19 protein-coding genes and 1 riboswitch are annotated in these 18,840 nt (G+C 46.1%); of the genes, 5 read left to right on the forward strand and 14 right to left on the reverse strand.

Annotation, left to right across the window (positions count from 1 at the left end; genetic code table 11):
* Positions 1-18: 18 nt before the first annotated feature.
* The gene (locus tag ICN35_RS09725) at positions 19-1,980 is read right to left on the reverse strand and encodes a lytic transglycosylase domain-containing protein (RefSeq protein WP_216127164.1); all 1,962 of its coding nucleotides are present in this window, start codon (positions 1,978-1,980) and stop codon (positions 19-21) included.
* 41 nt (positions 1,981-2,021) lie between these two features.
* On the opposite strand from ICN35_RS09725, the gene ICN35_RS09730 reads away from it, so the two are divergent.
* Positions 2,022-2,681, forward strand: a complete 660-nt coding sequence (locus tag ICN35_RS09730) for a 5-formyltetrahydrofolate cyclo-ligase (protein WP_255535795.1) — start codon at positions 2,022-2,024, stop codon at positions 2,679-2,681.
* Here ICN35_RS09730 and metF read toward each other — a convergent pair.
* From metF to metK, 3 genes are all read right to left on the reverse strand, one after another.
* A complete protein-coding gene (gene metF / locus ICN35_RS09735; protein ID WP_216127166.1) occupies positions 2,670-3,500 on the reverse strand; it encodes a methylenetetrahydrofolate reductase [NAD(P)H] in 831 nt (276 codons plus the stop codon). The genes ICN35_RS09730 and metF overlap by 12 nt on opposite strands.
* A gap of 34 nt (positions 3,501-3,534) precedes the next feature.
* Positions 3,535-4,980 (reverse strand): adenosylhomocysteinase, encoded by a 1,446-nt coding sequence (gene ahcY, locus ICN35_RS09740; protein ID WP_216127255.1) that lies wholly within the window; start codon positions 4,978-4,980, stop codon positions 3,535-3,537.
* Positions 4,981-5,041: 61 nt separating this feature from the next.
* Positions 5,042-5,154: riboswitch (S-adenosyl-L-homocysteine riboswitch) on the reverse strand.
* A gap of 86 nt (positions 5,155-5,240) precedes the next feature.
* Positions 5,241-6,407 carry a methionine adenosyltransferase gene (metK, locus tag ICN35_RS09745; RefSeq protein ID WP_215295983.1) on the reverse strand — a complete coding sequence of 389 codons (1,167 nt, stop codon included), beginning with the start codon at positions 6,405-6,407 and terminating at the stop codon, positions 5,241-5,243.
* 217 nt (positions 6,408-6,624) lie between these two features.
* Here metK and ICN35_RS09750 point away from each other — a divergent pair, with 217 nt between their 5' ends.
* Genes ICN35_RS09750 through dapF form a run of 3 tightly spaced genes read left to right on the forward strand, consistent with a single transcriptional unit; the run spans position 6,625 to position 9,301 of the window.
* Complete coding sequence (locus ICN35_RS09750) at positions 6,625-7,470, forward strand: lipid A biosynthesis acyltransferase (RefSeq protein WP_255535796.1); 846 nt, start codon at positions 6,625-6,627, stop codon at positions 7,468-7,470.
* Between the two features lie 19 nt (positions 7,471-7,489).
* Positions 7,490-8,389, forward strand: coding sequence for a lipid A biosynthesis acyltransferase (locus ICN35_RS09755; RefSeq protein WP_216127168.1), 900 nt, complete (start codon positions 7,490-7,492; stop codon positions 8,387-8,389).
* A gap of 57 nt (positions 8,390-8,446) precedes the next feature.
* Positions 8,447-9,301, forward strand: a complete 855-nt coding sequence (gene dapF, locus ICN35_RS09760; RefSeq protein ID WP_216127258.1) for a diaminopimelate epimerase — start codon at positions 8,447-8,449, stop codon at positions 9,299-9,301.
* 17 nt (positions 9,302-9,318) lie between these two features.
* Here the strand turns inward: dapF and pyrE are convergent, their stop codons facing one another.
* Positions 9,319-9,987: an orotate phosphoribosyltransferase gene (pyrE, locus tag ICN35_RS09765; RefSeq protein ID WP_216127170.1), complete on the reverse strand. Its 669-nt coding sequence runs from the start codon at positions 9,985-9,987 to the stop codon at positions 9,319-9,321.
* An 8-nt stretch (positions 9,988-9,995) separates the two neighbouring features.
* Between pyrE and ICN35_RS09770 the strand changes: the two genes are divergently transcribed.
* Positions 9,996-10,778 (forward strand): exodeoxyribonuclease III, encoded by a 783-nt coding sequence (locus ICN35_RS09770; RefSeq protein ID WP_216127172.1) that lies wholly within the window; start codon positions 9,996-9,998, stop codon positions 10,776-10,778.
* Between the two features lie 18 nt (positions 10,779-10,796).
* Here ICN35_RS09770 and ICN35_RS09775 read toward each other — a convergent pair whose 3' ends face one another.
* From ICN35_RS09775 to ICN35_RS09815, 9 genes are all read right to left on the reverse strand, one after another.
* Positions 10,797-12,116 carry an MFS transporter gene (locus ICN35_RS09775; RefSeq protein ID WP_216127174.1) on the reverse strand — a complete coding sequence of 440 codons (1,320 nt, stop codon included), beginning with the start codon at positions 12,114-12,116 and terminating at the stop codon, positions 10,797-10,799.
* Between the two features lie 15 nt (positions 12,117-12,131).
* Positions 12,132-12,722, reverse strand: a complete 591-nt coding sequence (metW, locus tag ICN35_RS09780; protein ID WP_216127176.1) for a methionine biosynthesis protein MetW — start codon at positions 12,720-12,722, stop codon at positions 12,132-12,134.
* A complete protein-coding gene (locus ICN35_RS09785) occupies positions 12,719-13,858 on the reverse strand; it encodes a homoserine O-acetyltransferase (RefSeq protein WP_216127178.1) in 1,140 nt (379 codons plus the stop codon). The genes metW and ICN35_RS09785 overlap by 4 nt, the downstream gene beginning before the upstream one ends.
* Positions 13,855-14,505, reverse strand: coding sequence for a nucleoid occlusion factor SlmA (slmA, locus tag ICN35_RS09790; protein WP_215319273.1), 651 nt, complete (start codon positions 14,503-14,505; stop codon positions 13,855-13,857). The genes ICN35_RS09785 and slmA overlap by 4 nt, the downstream gene beginning before the upstream one ends.
* A 10-nt stretch (positions 14,506-14,515) precedes the next feature.
* Positions 14,516-15,418, reverse strand: a complete 903-nt coding sequence (argB, locus tag ICN35_RS09795; RefSeq protein WP_215295991.1) for an acetylglutamate kinase — start codon at positions 15,416-15,418, stop codon at positions 14,516-14,518.
* A gap of 12 nt (positions 15,419-15,430) precedes the next feature.
* Positions 15,431-15,808 carry an RNA polymerase-binding protein DksA gene (gene dksA / locus ICN35_RS09800; protein ID WP_215297529.1) on the reverse strand — a complete coding sequence of 126 codons (378 nt, stop codon included), beginning with the start codon at positions 15,806-15,808 and terminating at the stop codon, positions 15,431-15,433.
* A 233-nt stretch (positions 15,809-16,041) separates the two neighbouring features.
* On the reverse strand, positions 16,042-17,106 hold the full coding sequence (locus tag ICN35_RS09805; protein ID WP_216127180.1) for a GTP-binding protein: 1,065 nt from the start codon (positions 17,104-17,106) through the stop codon (positions 16,042-16,044).
* 69 nt (positions 17,107-17,175) lie between these two features.
* Positions 17,176-18,177: a tyrosine recombinase XerC gene (locus tag ICN35_RS09810; protein WP_216127182.1), complete on the reverse strand. Its 1,002-nt coding sequence runs from the start codon at positions 18,175-18,177 to the stop codon at positions 17,176-17,178.
* Entirely contained in the window at positions 18,158-18,832 is a 675-nt protein-coding gene (locus ICN35_RS09815; protein WP_216127184.1) for a DUF484 family protein, read from the reverse strand. The genes ICN35_RS09810 and ICN35_RS09815 overlap by 20 nt, the downstream gene beginning before the upstream one ends.
* Between the last annotated feature and the right edge of the window lie 8 nt (positions 18,833-18,840).

Here is an 18,840-nt window from a genome sequence, read left to right on the forward strand (position 1 = left end):
TCTTTTATAAACGTATCGTTAAGGTAACTCAGATTGTGTCGCAGCTTTAGGCGTAATCACACCTAAACGTTGCTTTAATGATTGTGCTTGTCCGTTCATTACCGATGAATAGTAATTCGCATTGGACAATACATTCTTTACATAAGTACGTGTTTCATTAAATGGAATCGTTTCAGCAAAGATGGCGCCTTCAGTAGGCCCTGTGAGCTTTTCACGCCAAGCCTTAGATCGCGAAGGGCCTGCGTTATACGCAGCTGAAGCTAGCACCCAAGAGCCGTCCAAATCAATCAACACCATATTGAGGTAATTGCTGCCTAAGGTCAGATTGGTATTGGTATCGGTCAACTTATCGTTGGTGTAATTCGTCATTCCAATTTTCTTGGCGACATACTTTGCGGTGTTAGGCATAACTTGCATCAAGCCAGAAGCGCCAACTGAAGAAGAGGCATTCATGATGAAGCGTGACTCCTGACGAATGAGTCCATAAGCCCAAGCAAGATTCAAATCAATCTGCCTTGCAATTGGAGAAAGCTCATCACGATATGGCGTTGGGTAACGCAAACTAAAATCATGTTCTTGCTTGGTTCGATCCGCAGTATTGACCACGCGATCATAGAGATTGACTCGTTTGGCATACTCTGCGGCAGCTAATAGCTGCTTATCTGTCATGTTCCGTAATTCCCAATTCCACTCACGATTACCTTCAAAACGTAAGTTCATCGCATAAAGGCGCTCACCACGAATAAATCCCTTATGACTAGCCATGGCATCAATTTCAGACTCAGTTACCTTGGTGCGACTTGGTGCATGATTCGATTTGCCCAACTCTTCACGAGCGAGCTGACCATAAAAGTTGTATTGATCAGCAATCATTTCAAAGCTATCTTTAGCCTTGGCATCCTGACCCTCAGCCTTTGATGCACGACCGTACCAATAGGTCCAAGCAGGATCTTTGCTGCGTATCACAGGGTTCATACCATCGATAGCATTCTTCACCAAGACCCAGTCTTTAGCACGTAATGCAGCACGCACTTTCCATTCTTGCGATTCAACTGAGAGAAGTTCGTTATAGCCCAGGGCTTGTTGTAATTGATAAGCATCATCTGCATTTGGGTCTAATTTCTTCGCCAAAAATTGTCCAATAACACCCCATGCCACCGCTTGATTCTCTTTGCTATACCGCGAGGATGTTTGCAAGAAATCTCGATAGGCTTTTGATGGATCGGCTTTAGCCGCCCTGACAATCTCGCCAATAGGATCATCACCACCAAGACGTTTCGCCATAGTGTCAAAACCTCTTTCGCTGGCAGCACGACCAATCGCCTTTGCCTCACTTGGCGTCATACCGCCTGCCGCCACTAGTGAAGGCACTAACTCTTGGCAGGCTTGACCGAAGTAACTGGGGTCCAACAAGATTGCCCGTGAATCAATTGCTAATTTTGTTGGGTTCTCGCCTTGAGAAAGTTTCGATAACAAGGAATAGCATTTCACTTGAGTATCGTCATCTAAAACAAACTTGGTGTACTCAGTATCAAATCGCGCCCAGTCTTTGCGCTTACCCAGCACCAGTAGCCAATCATTGCGCATACGATCTGCTAAAGCAGTGCCTAGATATTGATTTAAGAATGCAACTACCTGAGTATCGGCACTGTAATCATTTCGCGGCCCTCCAGCGCTATCAAACAACTGAGGCTTGATACGGAAATAAGCTACATAGTCATCAAAAGGATAGTTGGCTAAATTGGCTGACAACTGCTGCGTACGAAACACATCATTTTTTCTGGCTGCCTCACGTAAGTCGATAAACATCCTATCGGCGTCAGTAATTTCAGCTGGGGCGGTCTTACTCTTATAGGATTTAGGTAGAACTGGCTTTTTCAATTTCTCTGCAAATGCTTGGGGCGCATTGAAGACTAGGCCCAAAATCAGAATCTTGGCCCATTGTTGGCATATGCGAATTTTTAACTTCTTTTTCAACATCTAACCCTATATCGATGGATGAGGCATTTTGTTAAGCTAACTTGATTACTACATCTATTGATTTTCGCCTGATAATGGTCGATATGCACGGTAATTCACCAAAAACTCTTCGCCAAGAATTGTTAAAGCAACGCAAAGAATTTGCGGCGGGGGCAAACTATACCCATGCCACAGAACCCCTACTGAGTAAGCTAAACGCATTTTTAGAATCGGATGGCGCATCCCTGCGCTCGATTGCGCTCTATTGGCCCATTCAGGATGAATTGGATTTGCGCCCTACCTTAATTGCTTGGTCTAAAAGCGCATTCGGACGTCTACTCTTACTGCCTTTTGCTCGCCCTGATAAGCATCTCGATTTTTATGAATGGAGAGATGGTGACAGCCTAATCCCAAGCAAACATGGTGTGCCAGAACCAGACCCGAATAACTCAGATAGGCCTGCTAGCACACCGGACTGCATCCTGATTCCTTGTGTTGGCTGGTCAGGCTCAACAGCAAACGGTAAAACACATTACTGGCGTCTAGGTTATGGCGGCGGCTATTTTGATCGAACCCTTGCGAACTTGAGAGAAAACAATCCCAAGCTCATTTGTATTGGGATTGGATTTGATTGGCAAAAACTGGATGATACCCAGTGGGCGGCTCAAACACACGATGAGCCTTTGGATATGCTCCTGACTGAGTCAGGCTTACTTCGTTAGATCGAGGTTGTCGGCGATTGCTAAAACTGCATCTGCTTGATTCAAAGAATAGAAGTGTAAGCCTGGTGCGCCAGCGGTCAGAAGCTGGTCACACAGATCCGTCACCACCTGTTCACCAAACGCACGTATAGATGCAATGTCATCGCCATATGACTGGAGGCGCAAGCGAATCCAACGTGGAATCTCAGCGCCACAGGCGTCTGAAAAACGTAGTAACTGCGTACTATTCGTAATCGGCATGATGCCGGCAATAATGGGCTGCGTAACACCTAAGTCATAAGCCTCATCGACAAAACGAAAATAGGCATCACTGTTATAAAAATACTGTGTTACAGCAGAATTAGCCCCCGCCTTCATTTTTTGCACAAAGAAATCTACATCGCTTGCAGGCGACTTTGCCTGTGGATGAGTCTCTGGATAGGCTGCCACATCAATATGAAACCAATCACCTGTTTCCGCACGAATAAATTCAACTAATTCATTGGCATGATGAAACTCACCGTACTGGCCCATGCCAGACGGTAAGTCTCCACGTAAAGCAACAATTCGTTTAATGCCTAAAGCTTGATACTGCTTGAGCATTTCTCTCACACTATCGCGTGAGCTGCCAACACAAGATAAGTGGGGAGCCACTGCAGCGCCTGCAGCATGAATATCACTCACCACTTTTAATGTGCCAGACTGAGTAGAACCACCGGCACCAAAAGTCACAGAATAAAACGCTGGCTTGAGTGTTTCGCTGAAACGCTCACGCACAAGGCGCAACTTATTCTCACCTTCAGGTGTTTTTGGAGGAAAGAACTCGACGCTTAATTCCATGATCTTGGGCCTAGGTATCTATTAAATGAATGGATTAATAACGATAGTGGTCAGCCTTATATGGGCCTTCCTTCGTTACACCAATGTAGGAAGCCTGCTGATCAGACAACACCGTTAACTCTGCATTGAGAGTCTTGAGCTGTAAACGTGCAACCTTCTCATCCAAATGCTTAGGCAATGTATATACACCGATTGGGTATTTATCTGTACCTACCGCATTCCACAATTCGATTTGCGCGATCACTTGGTTTGCAAATGATGAGCTCATGACATAAGAGGGATGTCCTGTACCGCAACCTAGGTTTACCAAGCGGCCCTTGGCCAAAATGATGATGCGCTTTTCAGTCTGACCATTGGCAGCCGGGAAAATCACATGGTCAACTTGTGGCTTGATCTCTTCCCATTTGTATTTTTCGATACCGGCGACGTCGATCTCGTTATCAAAGTGACCAATGTTACAAACGATCGCTTGATTCTTCATCTTCACCATATGGTCATGCGTAATCACATGATAGTTGCCTGTTGCTGAAACAAAGATATCTGCTTTGTCAGCAGCGTAATCCATGGTCACAACACGATAGCCTTCCATAGCTGCTTGTAATGCACAAATCGGATCCACTTCGGTAACCCAAACTTGAGCAGACAAAGCGCGCAATGCTTGGGCCGAACCTTTGCCCACATCGCCATAACCACAAACTACTGCAACCTTACCGGCAACCATGACGTCGGTAGCACGCTTGATCGCATCAACTAAAGACTCGCGACAACCATAGAGGTTATCGAACTTGCTCTTAGTAACTGAGTCGTTCACGTTGATTGCAGGGAATTTCAAATCGCCCTTAGCAAACATTTGATACAGGCGATGCACACCAGTAGTCGTCTCTTCTGTAACGCCCTTTACTTTTTCCAAGCGCGTAGAGTACCAAGTTGGATCTTGTGCCAATTTTTTCTTGATGGCAGAGAACAAAATAGTTTCTTCTTCGCTAGTGGGATGATTCAAGCAAGCTTGATCTTTTTCAGCACGTGCGCCGAGGTGCAATAACAAAGTCGCATCGCCACCGTCATCCAAAATCATATTGGTATAACCGCCGTCAGCCCATTCAAAAATACGATGGGTGAAATCCCAATATTGCTCAAGGGTCTCACCCTTAATGGCATAGACTGGCGTGCCATTGGCAGCAATTGCAGCTGCAGCATGATCTTGTGTTGAGAAAATATTGCAAGAAGCCCATTGAACTTTGGCTCCGAGAGCCTCTAGGGTCTCAATCAATACTGCCGTTTGAATGGTCATGTGTAATGAACCAGTGATACGGGCACCACGTAATGGCTGTTGCGCTGAAAACTCATCACGAATAGCGATCAAGCCAGGCATTTCAGTTTCAGCAATCGCAATTTCTTTACGGCCAAAGTCAGCTAAAGAAATATCGGCAATTGCGCAACGGGTGGCAACAAAATTATTTAAATCAGAAACAGTATTCATCAATGCTCCAGCTAAAGACGATCCAATGCTGGAGTGCAAACTCGCTAGCCGTTGAATCATGGGTTAGCGAGCGCAGTTGCAATAAGCAAATTCTGGAGGTTGCCCTAGAACTTACTCCCTCCAAGCCTGGGGAAATGCTGGGTCTCAACATTCCTTGCAACGCTCCTTGAAGGTATGGAGAAATTGTAATCAATTTCTCCATATTTCGCCTCAATCCATCTATAAACTGCTTTTGAAGGCTTTCTAAGTAGCTTTAGTACTTATAGACCTGCAGCAGCACGTAATGCAGCGGCCTTATCAGTCTGTTCCCAAGTAAATTCCGGCTCTTCACGACCAAAGTGGCCGTAAGCAGCCGTCTTGCGATAGATTGGGCGCAAGAGGTTCAGCATTTTCACAATCCCTTTTGGACGCAAATCAAAGTGCTCAGATACTAATTGCGCAATCTTCTCATCAGAGATCTTGCCAGTGCCATAAGTACTCACCATCACTGAAGTTGGTTTTGCAACGCCAATAGCGTAAGAGATCTGGATCAAACACTTGCTTGCTAAACCGGCAGCAACGACGTTCTTAGCCACATAACGACCGGCATAGGCCGCAGAGCGATCAACCTTAGATGGATCTTTACCAGAGAATGCGCCACCACCGTGAGGGGCTGCACCGCCGTAGGTATCCACAATAATTTTGCGACCAGTTAAACCGCAATCGCCTTGTGGGCCACCAATAACGAAACGGCCAGTAGGATTGACCAAGAAATTAATCGCGCCTTTGATCAAATGCTTTGGCAATACTGGTTTGATGATTTCTTCGATGACTGCTTCACGCAATTTTTCAAGAGAAATATCTTCATCATGCTGAGTAGACAGCACAACCGTATCGATTGAGTCAGGCTTACCGTCCACATAACGTAATGTCACTTGTGACTTGGCATCTGGGCGCAACCATGTCAAACGGCCATCACGGCGCAATTGAGATTGACGCTCAACCAAACGGTGTGACAAGTGAATTGGCAAAGGCATAAGCTCAGCCGTCTCATCACAAGCATAACCAAACATTAAGCCTTGGTCGCCAGCGCCTTGATCTAAGCCATCATCATGTGCCTTATCAACGCCTTGCGCAATATCTGGGCTTTGCTTGTCATAAGCAACTAATACAGCGCATCCTTTGTAATCAATGCCGTAGGCGGTATTGTCGTAGCCAATTTCGCGCAAAGTATTGCGAGCCACTTGAATATAGTCAACGTTAGCGTTAGTAGTAATTTCACCAGCAAGTACTACTAAGCCGGTATTACACAAAGTTTCAGCTGCGACGCGTGCTGTTGGATCTTGGGCCAAAATGGCATCCAGAATCGAATCAGAAATTTGGTCTGCTACTTTATCGGGGTGGCCTTCAGAAACAGATTCTGAGGTGAAGAAGTAATCATTTGCCATTGCATATTCCTTTAAAAATTAACACGATCTGTAGGACAACTCGACGTGCCAGGAACTACAACGGCGACGCTTTAGCAGAATTTTTGAATCGCCCTGCAAGTTGTCTTAACTCGGCGATGCTGTAATTCTATCTGAAAAGGGTGTAATCCATCAAGAGGCGCTTAAATTTGGTCTCTACAGCCGCATTGAATATCATTGGAGGGTGCGAAAAATCCTTTTGAATTTCGGTCTCAACATCATCTCTGTGCTGCCCCTTGCAGTAGTGCAGGTATTTGGCGCGCTTTTGGGACTTTTGGCCTATTTGGGCTCAAAACAATATCGCTCATTATTTAGGCCTCAATACGAAGCTGTAGTGAACGCCCGCAAACTCCCTTTCAAACTCTGGGAAGCAGTGCGCGCATCGGGCATGCTGTTTTCAGATAGCCTGTGGATCTGGCGCAATCCCAAAAAAGCATTAGCAATCACCACCGTGCACAACTGGAATGTCGTACAGGATGCCATGTCTGAAGGTAAGGGCATGATCATTCTCTGTCCACATCTAGGTGGCTTTGAAATCATTCCTCGCTATCTTGCAAACCATTACCCAGCAACCATCATGTACCGCCCATCTCGCCAAGAATGGCTTAATGAAGTTGTTGAGGCAGGTCGCGCCTACCCTAACATGCATTTTGTCCCAACTAATCTCAACGGCGTCCGCCAAATGACGCGGGCGCTTTCCAAAGGAGAGGCGATCGCCATCCTTCCCGATCAGGTACCAAGCGGCGGTGATGGCATTTGGGCTCATTTTTTTGAACGTCCTGCCTACACAACCACCTTGCCAATTCGTCTTGCGAATCGCCACAACACTCCTGCAGTCATGTTTACAGCCAGAAGAAACTCGCTGGGCAAAGGATGGACGATTGACGCCAAACGTTTAGATGCGTTTTCAGACGATGCCAATATTGCGGTCAAAGAATTAAACACTTCGATTGAAAACGCGATTTTGGTTGCACCAGAACAATTTATTTGGTCTTACAACCGCTATAAGCATCCAGCTGGTGCAGAATTGCCGCCCAGCGTTTAATCAATTTATTATTTTTGAGATGACCTGGTTATCCAACCTCTTCAATTTCTTAGCGCTTAGCTTATTGCGCTTATTTGCCTTTCTGCCATACACCATCACGATTTATGTGGGCTATGGACTTGGTTGGTTGGCAGCCCATATACCCAATAGTCGCGCTCAGGTTGTTAAAACAAATTTACGACTGTGTTTTCCCAATCTGAGCGAAGTGGAAATTGATCAGCTTGCGCTGGAGCACTGGAAATTATTTGGTCGCAGCGTATTGGAGAGAAGCCGAATTTGGCTTGGCAGTGGCAATCAAATCACCGATATTGTCACAATAAATTCTGCCATTACCATAGGTGATCGCAAGCCGCGCCTACTCATCAACCCCCACTTTGTCGGCCTTGAGGGCGGTTTTATGGCGCTCTCTGTACTGGCTAACCAGCATGATTGGCCAAGGGGTGCAGGTCTCTACCAAAATATGAAGAACCCTTTCTTCAATCAAAAAATGATTGAATGGAGAAATCGCTTTGGTGGCAAATCGATTGAAAGACAAAGTCGACTGCGCGATCTCATTCGTGAAATTCAGACAGGTAACTTTATTTTTATTGCTCCTGATATTGATTTGGGGCCAAGAGACTCAGTCTTTGTCCCTTTCTTCGGTATTCAAACCAACACCATCACTTCCGTATCACGCCTTGCCAGGTTGAGTGGAGCCGAGGTGTGTTTAATGACCACTACGCTAAATCAAGATCGCAAAGGCTATACCTGCAATATCAGTGAACCTTTGCCCAACTTTCCAAGCGATGATGTAGAAAAAGATACAGCTCGTCTTAATCTATATATTGAAGAACTTGTTCGAGAAAGACCAGCAGAGTACTATTGGGTTCATAAACGCTTTAAGCATCGCCCTCCTGGTGAGGCTAGCCTTTACGATTAAAGAGATATTTTGAGCACCCATCAAGCCAACACTGGACGCAAACTTCGCTTCACCAAAATGCATGGTGCTGGCAATGACTTTATCGTGCTCAATGGTATCGATCAAGACCTCAGCGGCATCACACGCGAGCAGTGGCAATCATTAGCTCATCGTCAATTTGGCATTGGTGCTGATCAAATTCTCTTGGTGGAAAAAGCTACCAGACCCGATGCGGATTTTAAATATCGGATTTTTAATGCAGACGGTGGCGAAGTAGAGCAATGCGGCAATGGCTCGCGTTGTTTTGTGCGCTTCGTATTAGATCAAGGCTTATCCACTAAAAATCCTTTACGTGTCGAAGTTGCACACACTATTCTCTCGCTTAAATCTTATCCAGATGGGCAGGTTGAGGTAGATATGGGTGCACCAATTTTTGAGCCTAGCCAAATCCCATTTGATACCAACGGTTTGGCAAGCATGCAAGAGTTTCATGAAACGCTTTACGCCCTTCCCCTAGATCACCCTGCGACACACGATAGTTTTGTTGGTGTTGTATCTATGGGCAATCCCCATGCCGTACAAGTCGTAAGTGATATTGGTAGCGCACCTGTTCTTGAAGAAGGGCCCGAAATTGAAAAACACCCTGCGTTTCCAAAAAAGGTAAATGTGGGCTACATGCAGGCTGTTAATCGCAATGAAATTAAATTACGCGTATACGAACGTGGCGCAGGAGAAACTTTGGCCTGCGGTACTGGTGCTTGCGCGGCTGTAGTGTCGGGCATTCGCAGGGGTTTATTAGACTCGCCAGTGAAGGTTCATACCCGCGGTGGCGATCTTCAAATTGCCTGGGGCGGGATCGTCAATAACGTTACTCAGCCCGTCATCATGACTGGACCAGCTGTTACCGTATTTGAAGGTGAAACAGAAATCTAAGCTAGCTTCCTGTTTTCTTAGATACCGTATTTTTCGCGATAGGCTTTTACTGCCGGCAAATAATTTGTTAACTGGGCATCGCTTGAAGCAGTTAAGAAAGACATTAAGCCAGTCAAGTTCGCAATTGAAATGACTGGCAAGTTAAATTCTTGCTCAACCGCTTGTACCGCCGAGTGATCACCAAGCTCTGTTGCAGTTCCGGATCTTTCCATGCGGTCTAAGGCAATCAGAACGGCCGCAGGTTCCGCTCCTGCTTTGCGAATAAGCTCTACGGACTCTCTAACAGAGGTGCCTGCAGAAATAACATCATCAACAATCACTACCCTGCCTTTCACTGGCGCACCCACCAATACCCCACCCTCACCATGATCTTTGGCTTCTTTGCGGTTGTAGGCATACGGTACATTAATCCCGTCGTCAGCCAAAGCAATTGCAGTAGCGGCTACCAAAGTAATGCCTTTGTAGGCAGGGCCATAGAGCATGTTAAATGGAAGTTTGGATTCTTGTAGGGCCTTAGCGTAATAACGACCCAAGGCGCCTAAGCGAGTGCCGTCATCAAATCCGCCAGCGTTAAAGAAATAAGGCGAGAGTCTACCGGCTTTAGTTTTAAACTCTCCGAAGGACAAAACCTTTGCCTCCAAGGCAAAACGAATAAAGTTATCTTGATTTGAATTATTTGAGCTCATAGGACTACATGTTACGCATCATTTCCGCGAACCTCAACGGTATCCGTTCTGCAGTCAAAAAAGGCTTTCTACCATGGGCTGTGAAGCAAAAAGCAGACTTCATTTGCATGCAAGAGCTCAAGGCTCAGAAAGATGATCTAGAAGATGCCATCCTCAATCCTGACGGCATGCATGGCTTCTTTCATCATGCCGAGAAGAAAGGCTATAGTGGCTGCGGCATCTATACGCCTCATAAGCCTGACGAGGTTCTCTACGGCTATGGTAATGATGAGTTTGATGCTGAAGGGCGTTACGTAGAAGCCAGATACAAGGGGTTATCAGTAATCTCAGTTTATATGCCCTCAGGCTCAAGCTCCCCTGAGCGTCAAGAAGCCAAATATCGTTACCTCGATAGCTTCTTACCTCACCTTATTAAACTCAAAAAATCCGGGAGAGAGATCGTACTCTGCGGCGACGTCAATATTGCACATCACGAGATCGATTTAAAAAACTGGAAAGGTAATGTTAAAAATTCTGGCTTCCTTCCAGAGGAGCGAGCGTGGCTCACTAATCTCTTTGACAAGATCGGTTATGTAGATGTGTATCGCAAACTAGAGCCCAAAGCTGGAGAGTCTTGCTACACCTGGTGGAGTAACCGCGGTCAAGCCTATGCCAAGAATGTGGGGTGGCGCATTGACTATCAGATCAGCACACCAGGCATTGCTACTACTGCCAAGAAAACAGCAGTCTATAAAGATGAGCGCTTTTCAGATCACGCCCCGCTGACGGTCGACTATGACTGGAAGCTTTAAGCATTAAAAAGAAGGAAATTACTCCGCGTCTTTTTTAATCTGTACAACCTTAAAGTGAATCGTTGCCCAAATCAGAATGAGGACAGGGGCACCAATGATCGCAGTGCCATAGAAAAAAGCCTGGTACCCGAAGCTGTCAACAAATACACCCGAGAAGCCTGCAAGCCATTTAGGCAGCAACAACATCATCGAACTAAAGAGTGCGTATTGAGTAGCTGAATAACGAATATTTGTCAGCGATGATAAGAAAGCAATAAAGGCAGCGCTAGCAATACCCGAGCTTAAGTTATCAGCTGAGATTACCCAAATCAAACCATGTAAATCATGGCCTTGGGTGGCAAGCCAAGCAAACAGTAAATTGCTTACAGCAGACAGTACTGCCCCTAAAAACAAAATTCGTAAGACGCCAAATCGCAGAGTGAGGACGCCACCTACAAATGCACCAACTAAAGTCATCACGACACCAAATACTTTACTGACTGCCGCTACTTCATCTTTGGTATAGCCCATATCGACATAAAATGGATTAGCCATAATGCCCATTACGACATCGCTAATACGATAGATTGCGATGAGTGACAAAATCAAAATCGCATGCCAACGATAGCGGGTGATGAATTCTGCAAAAGGTTCTATCAAGGTTTGATAAAGCCATGCTTTAGCATTACGCGCTTTGGCTAATTCATAGCGTGCTGGCTCAGTACTTAATAGCGTAGTGAATACGCCAACACCAATGGAGGCGGCCATACAAAGATAAGCGAATTGCCAGGCACTAGCGTCATAACCGCTGCCTGTTTCAGCTCTTGCAGCAAGCCACAATACGCCCGCACCCGCCCAAATCAACGCCAGTCGATAGCCTGTTTGGTAAGTAGCCGCCAAGGCGGCTTGATGATCACTATTAGCTGATTCAATGCGGAAAGCATCTAAAGCAATATCTTGAGTCGCCGAACCAAATGCCACCAGCAGTGCGCACCAAACAATGGAGTTCAGCGCCAGCCTGGGATCTAAAGAAGACATTCCTACAAGACCCAAAATAATGAGCGCTTGCGCAAAAAGCAACCAACTTCTTCTGCGCCCCAGCAACTTAGTCAAAAAAGGAATTTGCACACGATCCACTAATGGCGCCCAAACCCATTTGAATGCGTAGATCAAGCCAACCCAAGTGAGATAGCCAATCGTGCTGCGATCAATGCCTGCTTCACGCAACCAAAAACTTAAAGTGCCTAGAATCAGTAAAAGGGGTAAGCCGGCGGAGAAGCCCAGAAACAGCATTCGCAAGCATGGCCATTCGAGATATACCCGGAAATCTTTTAGCCAAGATTGAACTGCACTTAACACCTTGAGATTATTACCCTATGCACGGCTGACACGAAATAAAGCCAAGCTGCCGAATAAATTTGGCATTAGAGTCACTTGTCGACCGTCATGCAAAATGCACTGATCAATCACTTTGAGACCAATACTAGAGGCTAACTTTTCAAAGTCGGCTACAGTCAACACCCTTACGTTCGGAGTGTTGTACCACTGGTAAGGCAAGCTCTTAGAAACAGGCATACGGCCCAAGCCAACTGCCAAGCGATGTGACCAATGGGCAAAATTCGGAAATGACACAATTGATTCTTTACCGACACGTACCACTTCACGCAAAATCTTTTCCGTTTGATGAATGGTTTGCACTGTCTGTGACAACACGACCGTATCAAAGCTGTTATCTTCAAAGAGCGCCAAACCACCCTCTAAGTCTTGCTGAATAACGTTTAAACCTTTTTGCACGCAAGACAATACGCGCGCATCATCAATCTCTACACCATAAGCATGAACCGGTTTTTGCTTCTGCAAAAACTCTAAGAAACTACCGTCACCGCAACCTAAGTCAAGCACCTGGCTATTAGGCGCAATCCAATTGGCTATAGCAGTAAAGTCGGCACGCTGATTCATGGTCATGATTGAACCTCACGCATTTGCTTGAAATAAGCTCTCACCAAATTGTGATATCGCTGATCATCTAACAGGAAGGCATCATGGCCGTGAGGTGCATCAATCTCGGCATAGGTCACTTCGCTCTTATTGCTCAAGAGAGATTGAACAATCTCGCGACTACGATTGGGTGGAAAGCGCCAATCGGTAGAGAAACTCACTACCAAAAATTTGGCTTGTACTTCGGCTAAGGCGCGATTCAAACTACCATCGTAACGACGCGAAGGATCAAAATAATCTAAAGCACGCGTGATCAACAAATAGGTATTGGCATCAAAGTAGGTAGAAAACTTATCCCCCTGATGACGCAAATAACTTTCAACCTCAAACTCAACATCAAAACTAAAGCGATAGTCGTTTGATTCCCCATGAGGGCGCTGTAGCTCACGCCCAAATTTCTCGGCCATGTCATCATCAGATAAATAAGTGATGTGACCAACCATCCGCGCTAAACGCAAGCCCCGCTTGGGCACGACACCGCGCTCGTAATAATTGCCACCATGAAAATCAGGGTCAGACAGAATCGCATTTCGTGCCACCTCATTAAACGCAATGTTCTGAGCGCTTAGCTTTGGAGTCGAAGCAATCACAACGCAGTGCTCAAGACGCTTAGGAAATTGAATGGCCCAAGCCATCGCCTGCATTCCGCCCAAACTTCCACCCATGACTGCGGCAAACTTTCGAATACCCAACTTGTCTGCCAAACGCGCCTGGGTGTTTACCCAATCCTCAACAGTGACTACTGGAAAATCTGCACCATAAGGTTTACCAGTAGCTGGATTAATACTCATGGGACCGGTAGAGCCAAAGCAGGAGCCTAAATTATTGACACCAATTACAAAAAAATGATTTGTATCAACCGGCTTGCCGGGGCCAATCATGTTATCCCACCAACCAATATCCTTAGGATCGTCAGGGTTTGGTCCCGCTACATGATGGGATGCATTGAGCGCATGGCAAATTAATACGGCATTAGTTTTATCAGCATTAAGCTTGCCGTAGGTCTCAATAACTAAGTCATAGCCAGACAATAAGGCGCCACTCTGCAAAGGCAGGGGCTCGGCAAAATGAATGGTGTTTCTAGAGAGGTATAGCTCGCTCATTCTGACAAGAGCAGGCGCAAACTAACATCAGACGCATCCGTTGGCAATTTCTTAAAGCCGCTACGGGCAAATCGATGCCAACGACCTAAAACAAAACTCATCAACATCGCAGCACGAATGCTCACTTCTTCCTGGCCTAGTTGAGCCCATGTACCGCCCTGGGTTTGGGCAATACGCAAGGATTGCTTTAGCGACGCTTCTACGCGATCTAGCACTTGAGTAATGCGCTCTTGCAGTCGATCATCTTCTTGCAATAAAGCATCGCCCAATAAAACACGGGTCATGCCAGGATTTTTTTCAGCAAAGAATAAGAGCATTTGCAAAATACCGCGCGCTTGAGCAAGTCCAGATTCTTCTTTTTGATTGATCTGATTGATCAAACCAAAAACAGTCTGCTCAATGAAAGAAATCAAGCCTTCAAACATCTGCGCTTTACTCGCAAAATGGCGGTATAGGGCCGCCTCAGAAACCTCTATCTTGGCAGCTAAAGCAGCAGTCGTTACGCGTTCACCCCTCGGGTTTTGCAACATTTCTGCAAGGACTTGAAGAATCTGTAGACGACGCTCGCCAGGACGTGGTCGCTTGCGTGTTTTACCAGCGTCAGTGTTATTGCTGTCGATATCGGCTGGCTCTAGAGATTCACGCATGGCTATGTACTTATCTAGAACGAATCATCGTACCGAACGCTTGTTCAGTCAGAATTTCTAATAACAAAGAATGCTCTATTCGGCCATCAATGATGTGTACTGAGTTCACGCCACTTTTAGCAGCATCTAAAGCGGAAGAAATCTTTGGCAACATACCCCCAGAGATCGTGCCATCAGCAAATAAGGCATCAATTTCTCGTGCGGTTAAATCGGTTAATAACTTGCCACTCTTATCCATGACACCAGGAATATTGGTCATCATGACCAACTTTTCTGCATGAAGGATTTCAGCCATCTTACCAGCCACTAAATCTGCATTAATGTTGAAAGCTTGACCTTCTGCACTAAAGCCAATCGGCGAAATCACCGGAATGAAAGCATCGTCCTGCAAAGCCTTCACTACTGCTGGATTAATCGCCTCAATCTCACCCACAAAACCGATGTCCACTTTTTTACCTGGCTCTGTTTCACTTGGAATCATCATTTTCTTGGCATGGATGAGTCCGCCATCTTTGCCAGTCAAGCCAACCGCTTGTCCACCAAAGTGATTAATCAGCATCACGATATCTTGCTGAACCTCTCCACCAAGAACCCATTCCACGACTTCCATCGTTTCTTCGTCTGTGACACGCATACCTTGGATAAAGGTTCCTGCTTTACCAATTTTCTTCAATGCTTCATCAATTTGCGGCCCGCCACCATGAACCACCACAGGATTCATGCCGACTAACTTCAACAAAATAACGTCGCGGGCAAAACTTTCTTTAAGACGCTCCTCAACCATAGCATTGCCACCATACTTAATTACGATCGTCTTGCCGTGATACTGACGAATGTATGGTAGTGCTTCGGCAAGAATCTCCGCCTTTAATAAAGGCGGGATATCGCTTAGAGCAGGTAAATGCTTAGTCATTACAAATAGGATTTATTCGCCAAATAATTTTTGACGGAGTTCGCGACGCTCTTGAGCCTCAAGAGATAAATTAGCTGTAGGCCTTGCAATTAAACGGTTCAAGCCGATTGGTTCACCAGTTTCTTCGCACCAACCATAGTCGCCAGACTCAATGCGTCCAAGCGCTTGTTCTACTTTTTTCAACAATTTGCGCTCACGATCACGGGTGCGCAATTCCAAGGCATGCTCTTCTTCGATAGTCGCGCGATCAGCTGGATCAGGAACCAGAATATTCTCACGCAAGTGCTCAGTGGTTTCAGATGCATTTTTTAAAATATCTTCTTTGAGCGTCAGCAATTTTTGACGGAAAAAATCTAACTGGGCAGCGCTCATGTAGTCCTTGTCGGACATCTTGAGCAGTTCTGCTTCTGTTAAAGGTGCGCCCTTGACTGCTTTAGCGCTAGTAGCTTTGCTGCTCGCTTTTGTAGCGCTTGCAGGTTTTGTTGCTGTTTTTACCGTCATCTCATTCTTTCCTAGATTTGAAGCATTATTGCCTCATTCTGCCAAACTTTTACAGTCCTTCAATCAATATTCTTGAATATTTACCAATCTTGACCATGGCGGCGGATTGTACCCGAATCTTTCTAGACCAAACATCCCTCAAGCCCAGCCAATAGAACGTCCTTAGGTAAATCAATGCCTATGAAGACCATCCGGGTTTGTTTAGGCTCAGCACCCCAAGGACCAGCCAAATCGCTGCCCATCATCTGATGAACGCCCTGGAACACTACTTTTCGATTGCTGCCCTTTACATAAAGCACGCCTTTATAACGCAGCATCTTTTCACCAAACACCTCCAAAATGCCTCCAAGGAAGTCTTCTAGCTTTTGGTGATCAAAGGGTTTATCACTACGAAAAACAAAGGATTGGATGCGATCTGTGTGGCCGACATGGCCATGGTGATGATGGTCATGCCTATGGTCGTGGCCACAGGTACTGTGATCGTGGTCATGGGAGTGGTCATGTCCGCAATCGGCATGGTCGTGATCATCCTGCTCTAAGAAATGGGGGTCAATATCCAGCTTGGCATTGAGATTGAAGCCCTTGAGATCTAAGACGGCATTTAAAGGCACTACGCCCTTGGAAATAGCACTGATTGGGGCTCTAGGATTCATATGCATTAAGCGACCGCGCAGAGCCTCTACCTCAGCAGGAGAAACCAAGTCTGTCTTGGTAATAAAGATCTGATCTGCAAAGCCTACCTGGCGCTGAGCCTCTTCATGTTCGGTCAGTTGCTGCTGGCCATGTTTAGCGTCTACCAAAGTAACGACTGCGTCGAGTACATAGTGGTCAGCAACATCGTCATCCATAAAGAAGGTTTGCGCGACAGGGCCTGGATTAGCGACGCCCGTGGTTTCAATCACAACCCGGTCAAAACTAATCTTCTTATCTTTACGCTGCTCCCATAGCGCATTGAGGGCCTCAACAAGATCGCCACGAATCGTGCAGCAAATACAACCATTGCTCATTTGCACAATATTCTCTTCGTGATCTTGAACCAAGATGTCATTGTCAATATTCTCTTCGCCGAATTCATTCTCAATCACTGCAATTTTTTTGCCGTGATCTTCAGTGAGGATGTGTTTCAACAAAGTGGTTTTGCCGCTTCCCAAAAAGCCCGTCAATATGGTTACTGGAATTAATGCCATGAATGATCCAATCAAAATCGAGATGTAATGCTTTCCCAAAGCGGGAAACCCACTATATTACCGAGTTCCTCAGCCTTTACCAGCCTTTGCGCGAGGATGCGCTTTATCGTATGCCTGAGCTAGGTGCTGGAAATCTAAAGAGGTATAAATCTGAGTGCTACCGATGCTGGCATGCCCAAGCATTTCTTGCACGGCACGCAAATCCTGTGAGGATTGCAAAACATGACTTGCAAAACTGTGGCGCATCATGTGAGGATGCACATGAGTTGGCAGCCCAGCCCGCATCGCTAAAATACGCAGACGCGCTTGCACCGTGCGTGGCGATAAACGCTTACCAGTCGCAGATAAAAATAAGGCCATCGATTGCTCGGGATAAGAACTGGCATCACGCAGCTCTCGCCAAGCAAGTAGAGACCTCATTGCAGGCGAACCCACTGGCACAGAACGCCTTTTTCCACCTTTACCTAAAACTGTGACTTCAGCAGCATCCCAATCTAGCCAGCCGGCAGACTCATGCTGACGATCTTTGCTTGGCATCACATCGATACCCAATAATTCTGATAATCGCAAGCCAGAGGAATAGAGCAAATCAATGATGGCGGCATCTCTAACAGACTCCAAATCTTTTTTCTCGTCTGCTTCTTTGACGGCTTGATTTACCAGTGCAAGCGCTTGCTCAACTGATAAGGCCTTGGGTAAAGACTTCAAACGCTTAGGCGCCTTTACATCATCAACGGGATTTGCGATTAAATTGCTAGCCACTTTGCCCGCACGTGCATCACGCCGCGCATCTTTTTCAGTCAACCAGTCATACCAACCACGCCATGCTGACAGAGCACGAGCAATACTTCTAGAAGACTTTTCTTTGGAATGCAAACGACCAGCCCAGCGACGAATATGAGCATTACTCACTTTTAATAAATCAACAGAATCTTCAAGGGCAAAATTTTGCAGATCGCTGAGATCCATGCCATACGCTTTTAAGGTATGTTGAGAAAGTTGCCGCAACACATGTAACTCATGCAAATACTCTTGCATGAGGGGGTGGAGTTCAGTCGGCTTTAGCTTCATAAGCCTGGATGCGATCCAAAGCTGCAGCAGTGAGTTCTGCAATTTGACGCAAATAGAAAGCGCCCATGTCTGCAGTAAATCGTGTTTCATCATTGCTGGCTAGCAGCAGTACTGCGGGAGATTGGCTTACCCCAATGCTCCTGCCCAGCGGTAAGCCGATTGCCACCATACTTTGCCACTCTGAACTTATCGTAGTTTGCGTTGCCAGCAAATCTACGCTGGCCGCTGCCAACTCTTTTGCTGAGCCGCACAAGGGGGTATCAACCCAAGGACCAAATGCTGAATTAGGCGAAAGCAATTGCGCGGATTCCACCTCAAAGACTTCAGCCAAGCCCGTCGTAATAGCGCCTTCAATATCGGCCTTGTTATTGGCCTTCATCAAACGCAACAACCAAGCCACTAAACTTTGTTGCGTCTTATCGTTACGACTGCCGAAGTGCAACATTTCGCTTAGACGACGATTGAGCTCTTGATTTTGGGTGCGCAATACGGTCATCTGACGCTCTTGTAAAGAGATCGTACGGTCCTCATGAGGATGTTTAATCCGAATCTCATTAAAGAGATTGGCATAGCGCTCAAAGAAACCGGGTGTTGCACGCAACCACTCGGCAACCAATTCTTCTTGCTCAATTTGCTTAGGATCAATCGCGCTCATCTATCTCT

The sequence above is a fragment of the Polynucleobacter sp. es-GGE-1 genome (genome assembly GCF_018882005.1).
Lineage (GTDB): Bacteria > Pseudomonadota > Gammaproteobacteria > Burkholderiales > Burkholderiaceae > Polynucleobacter.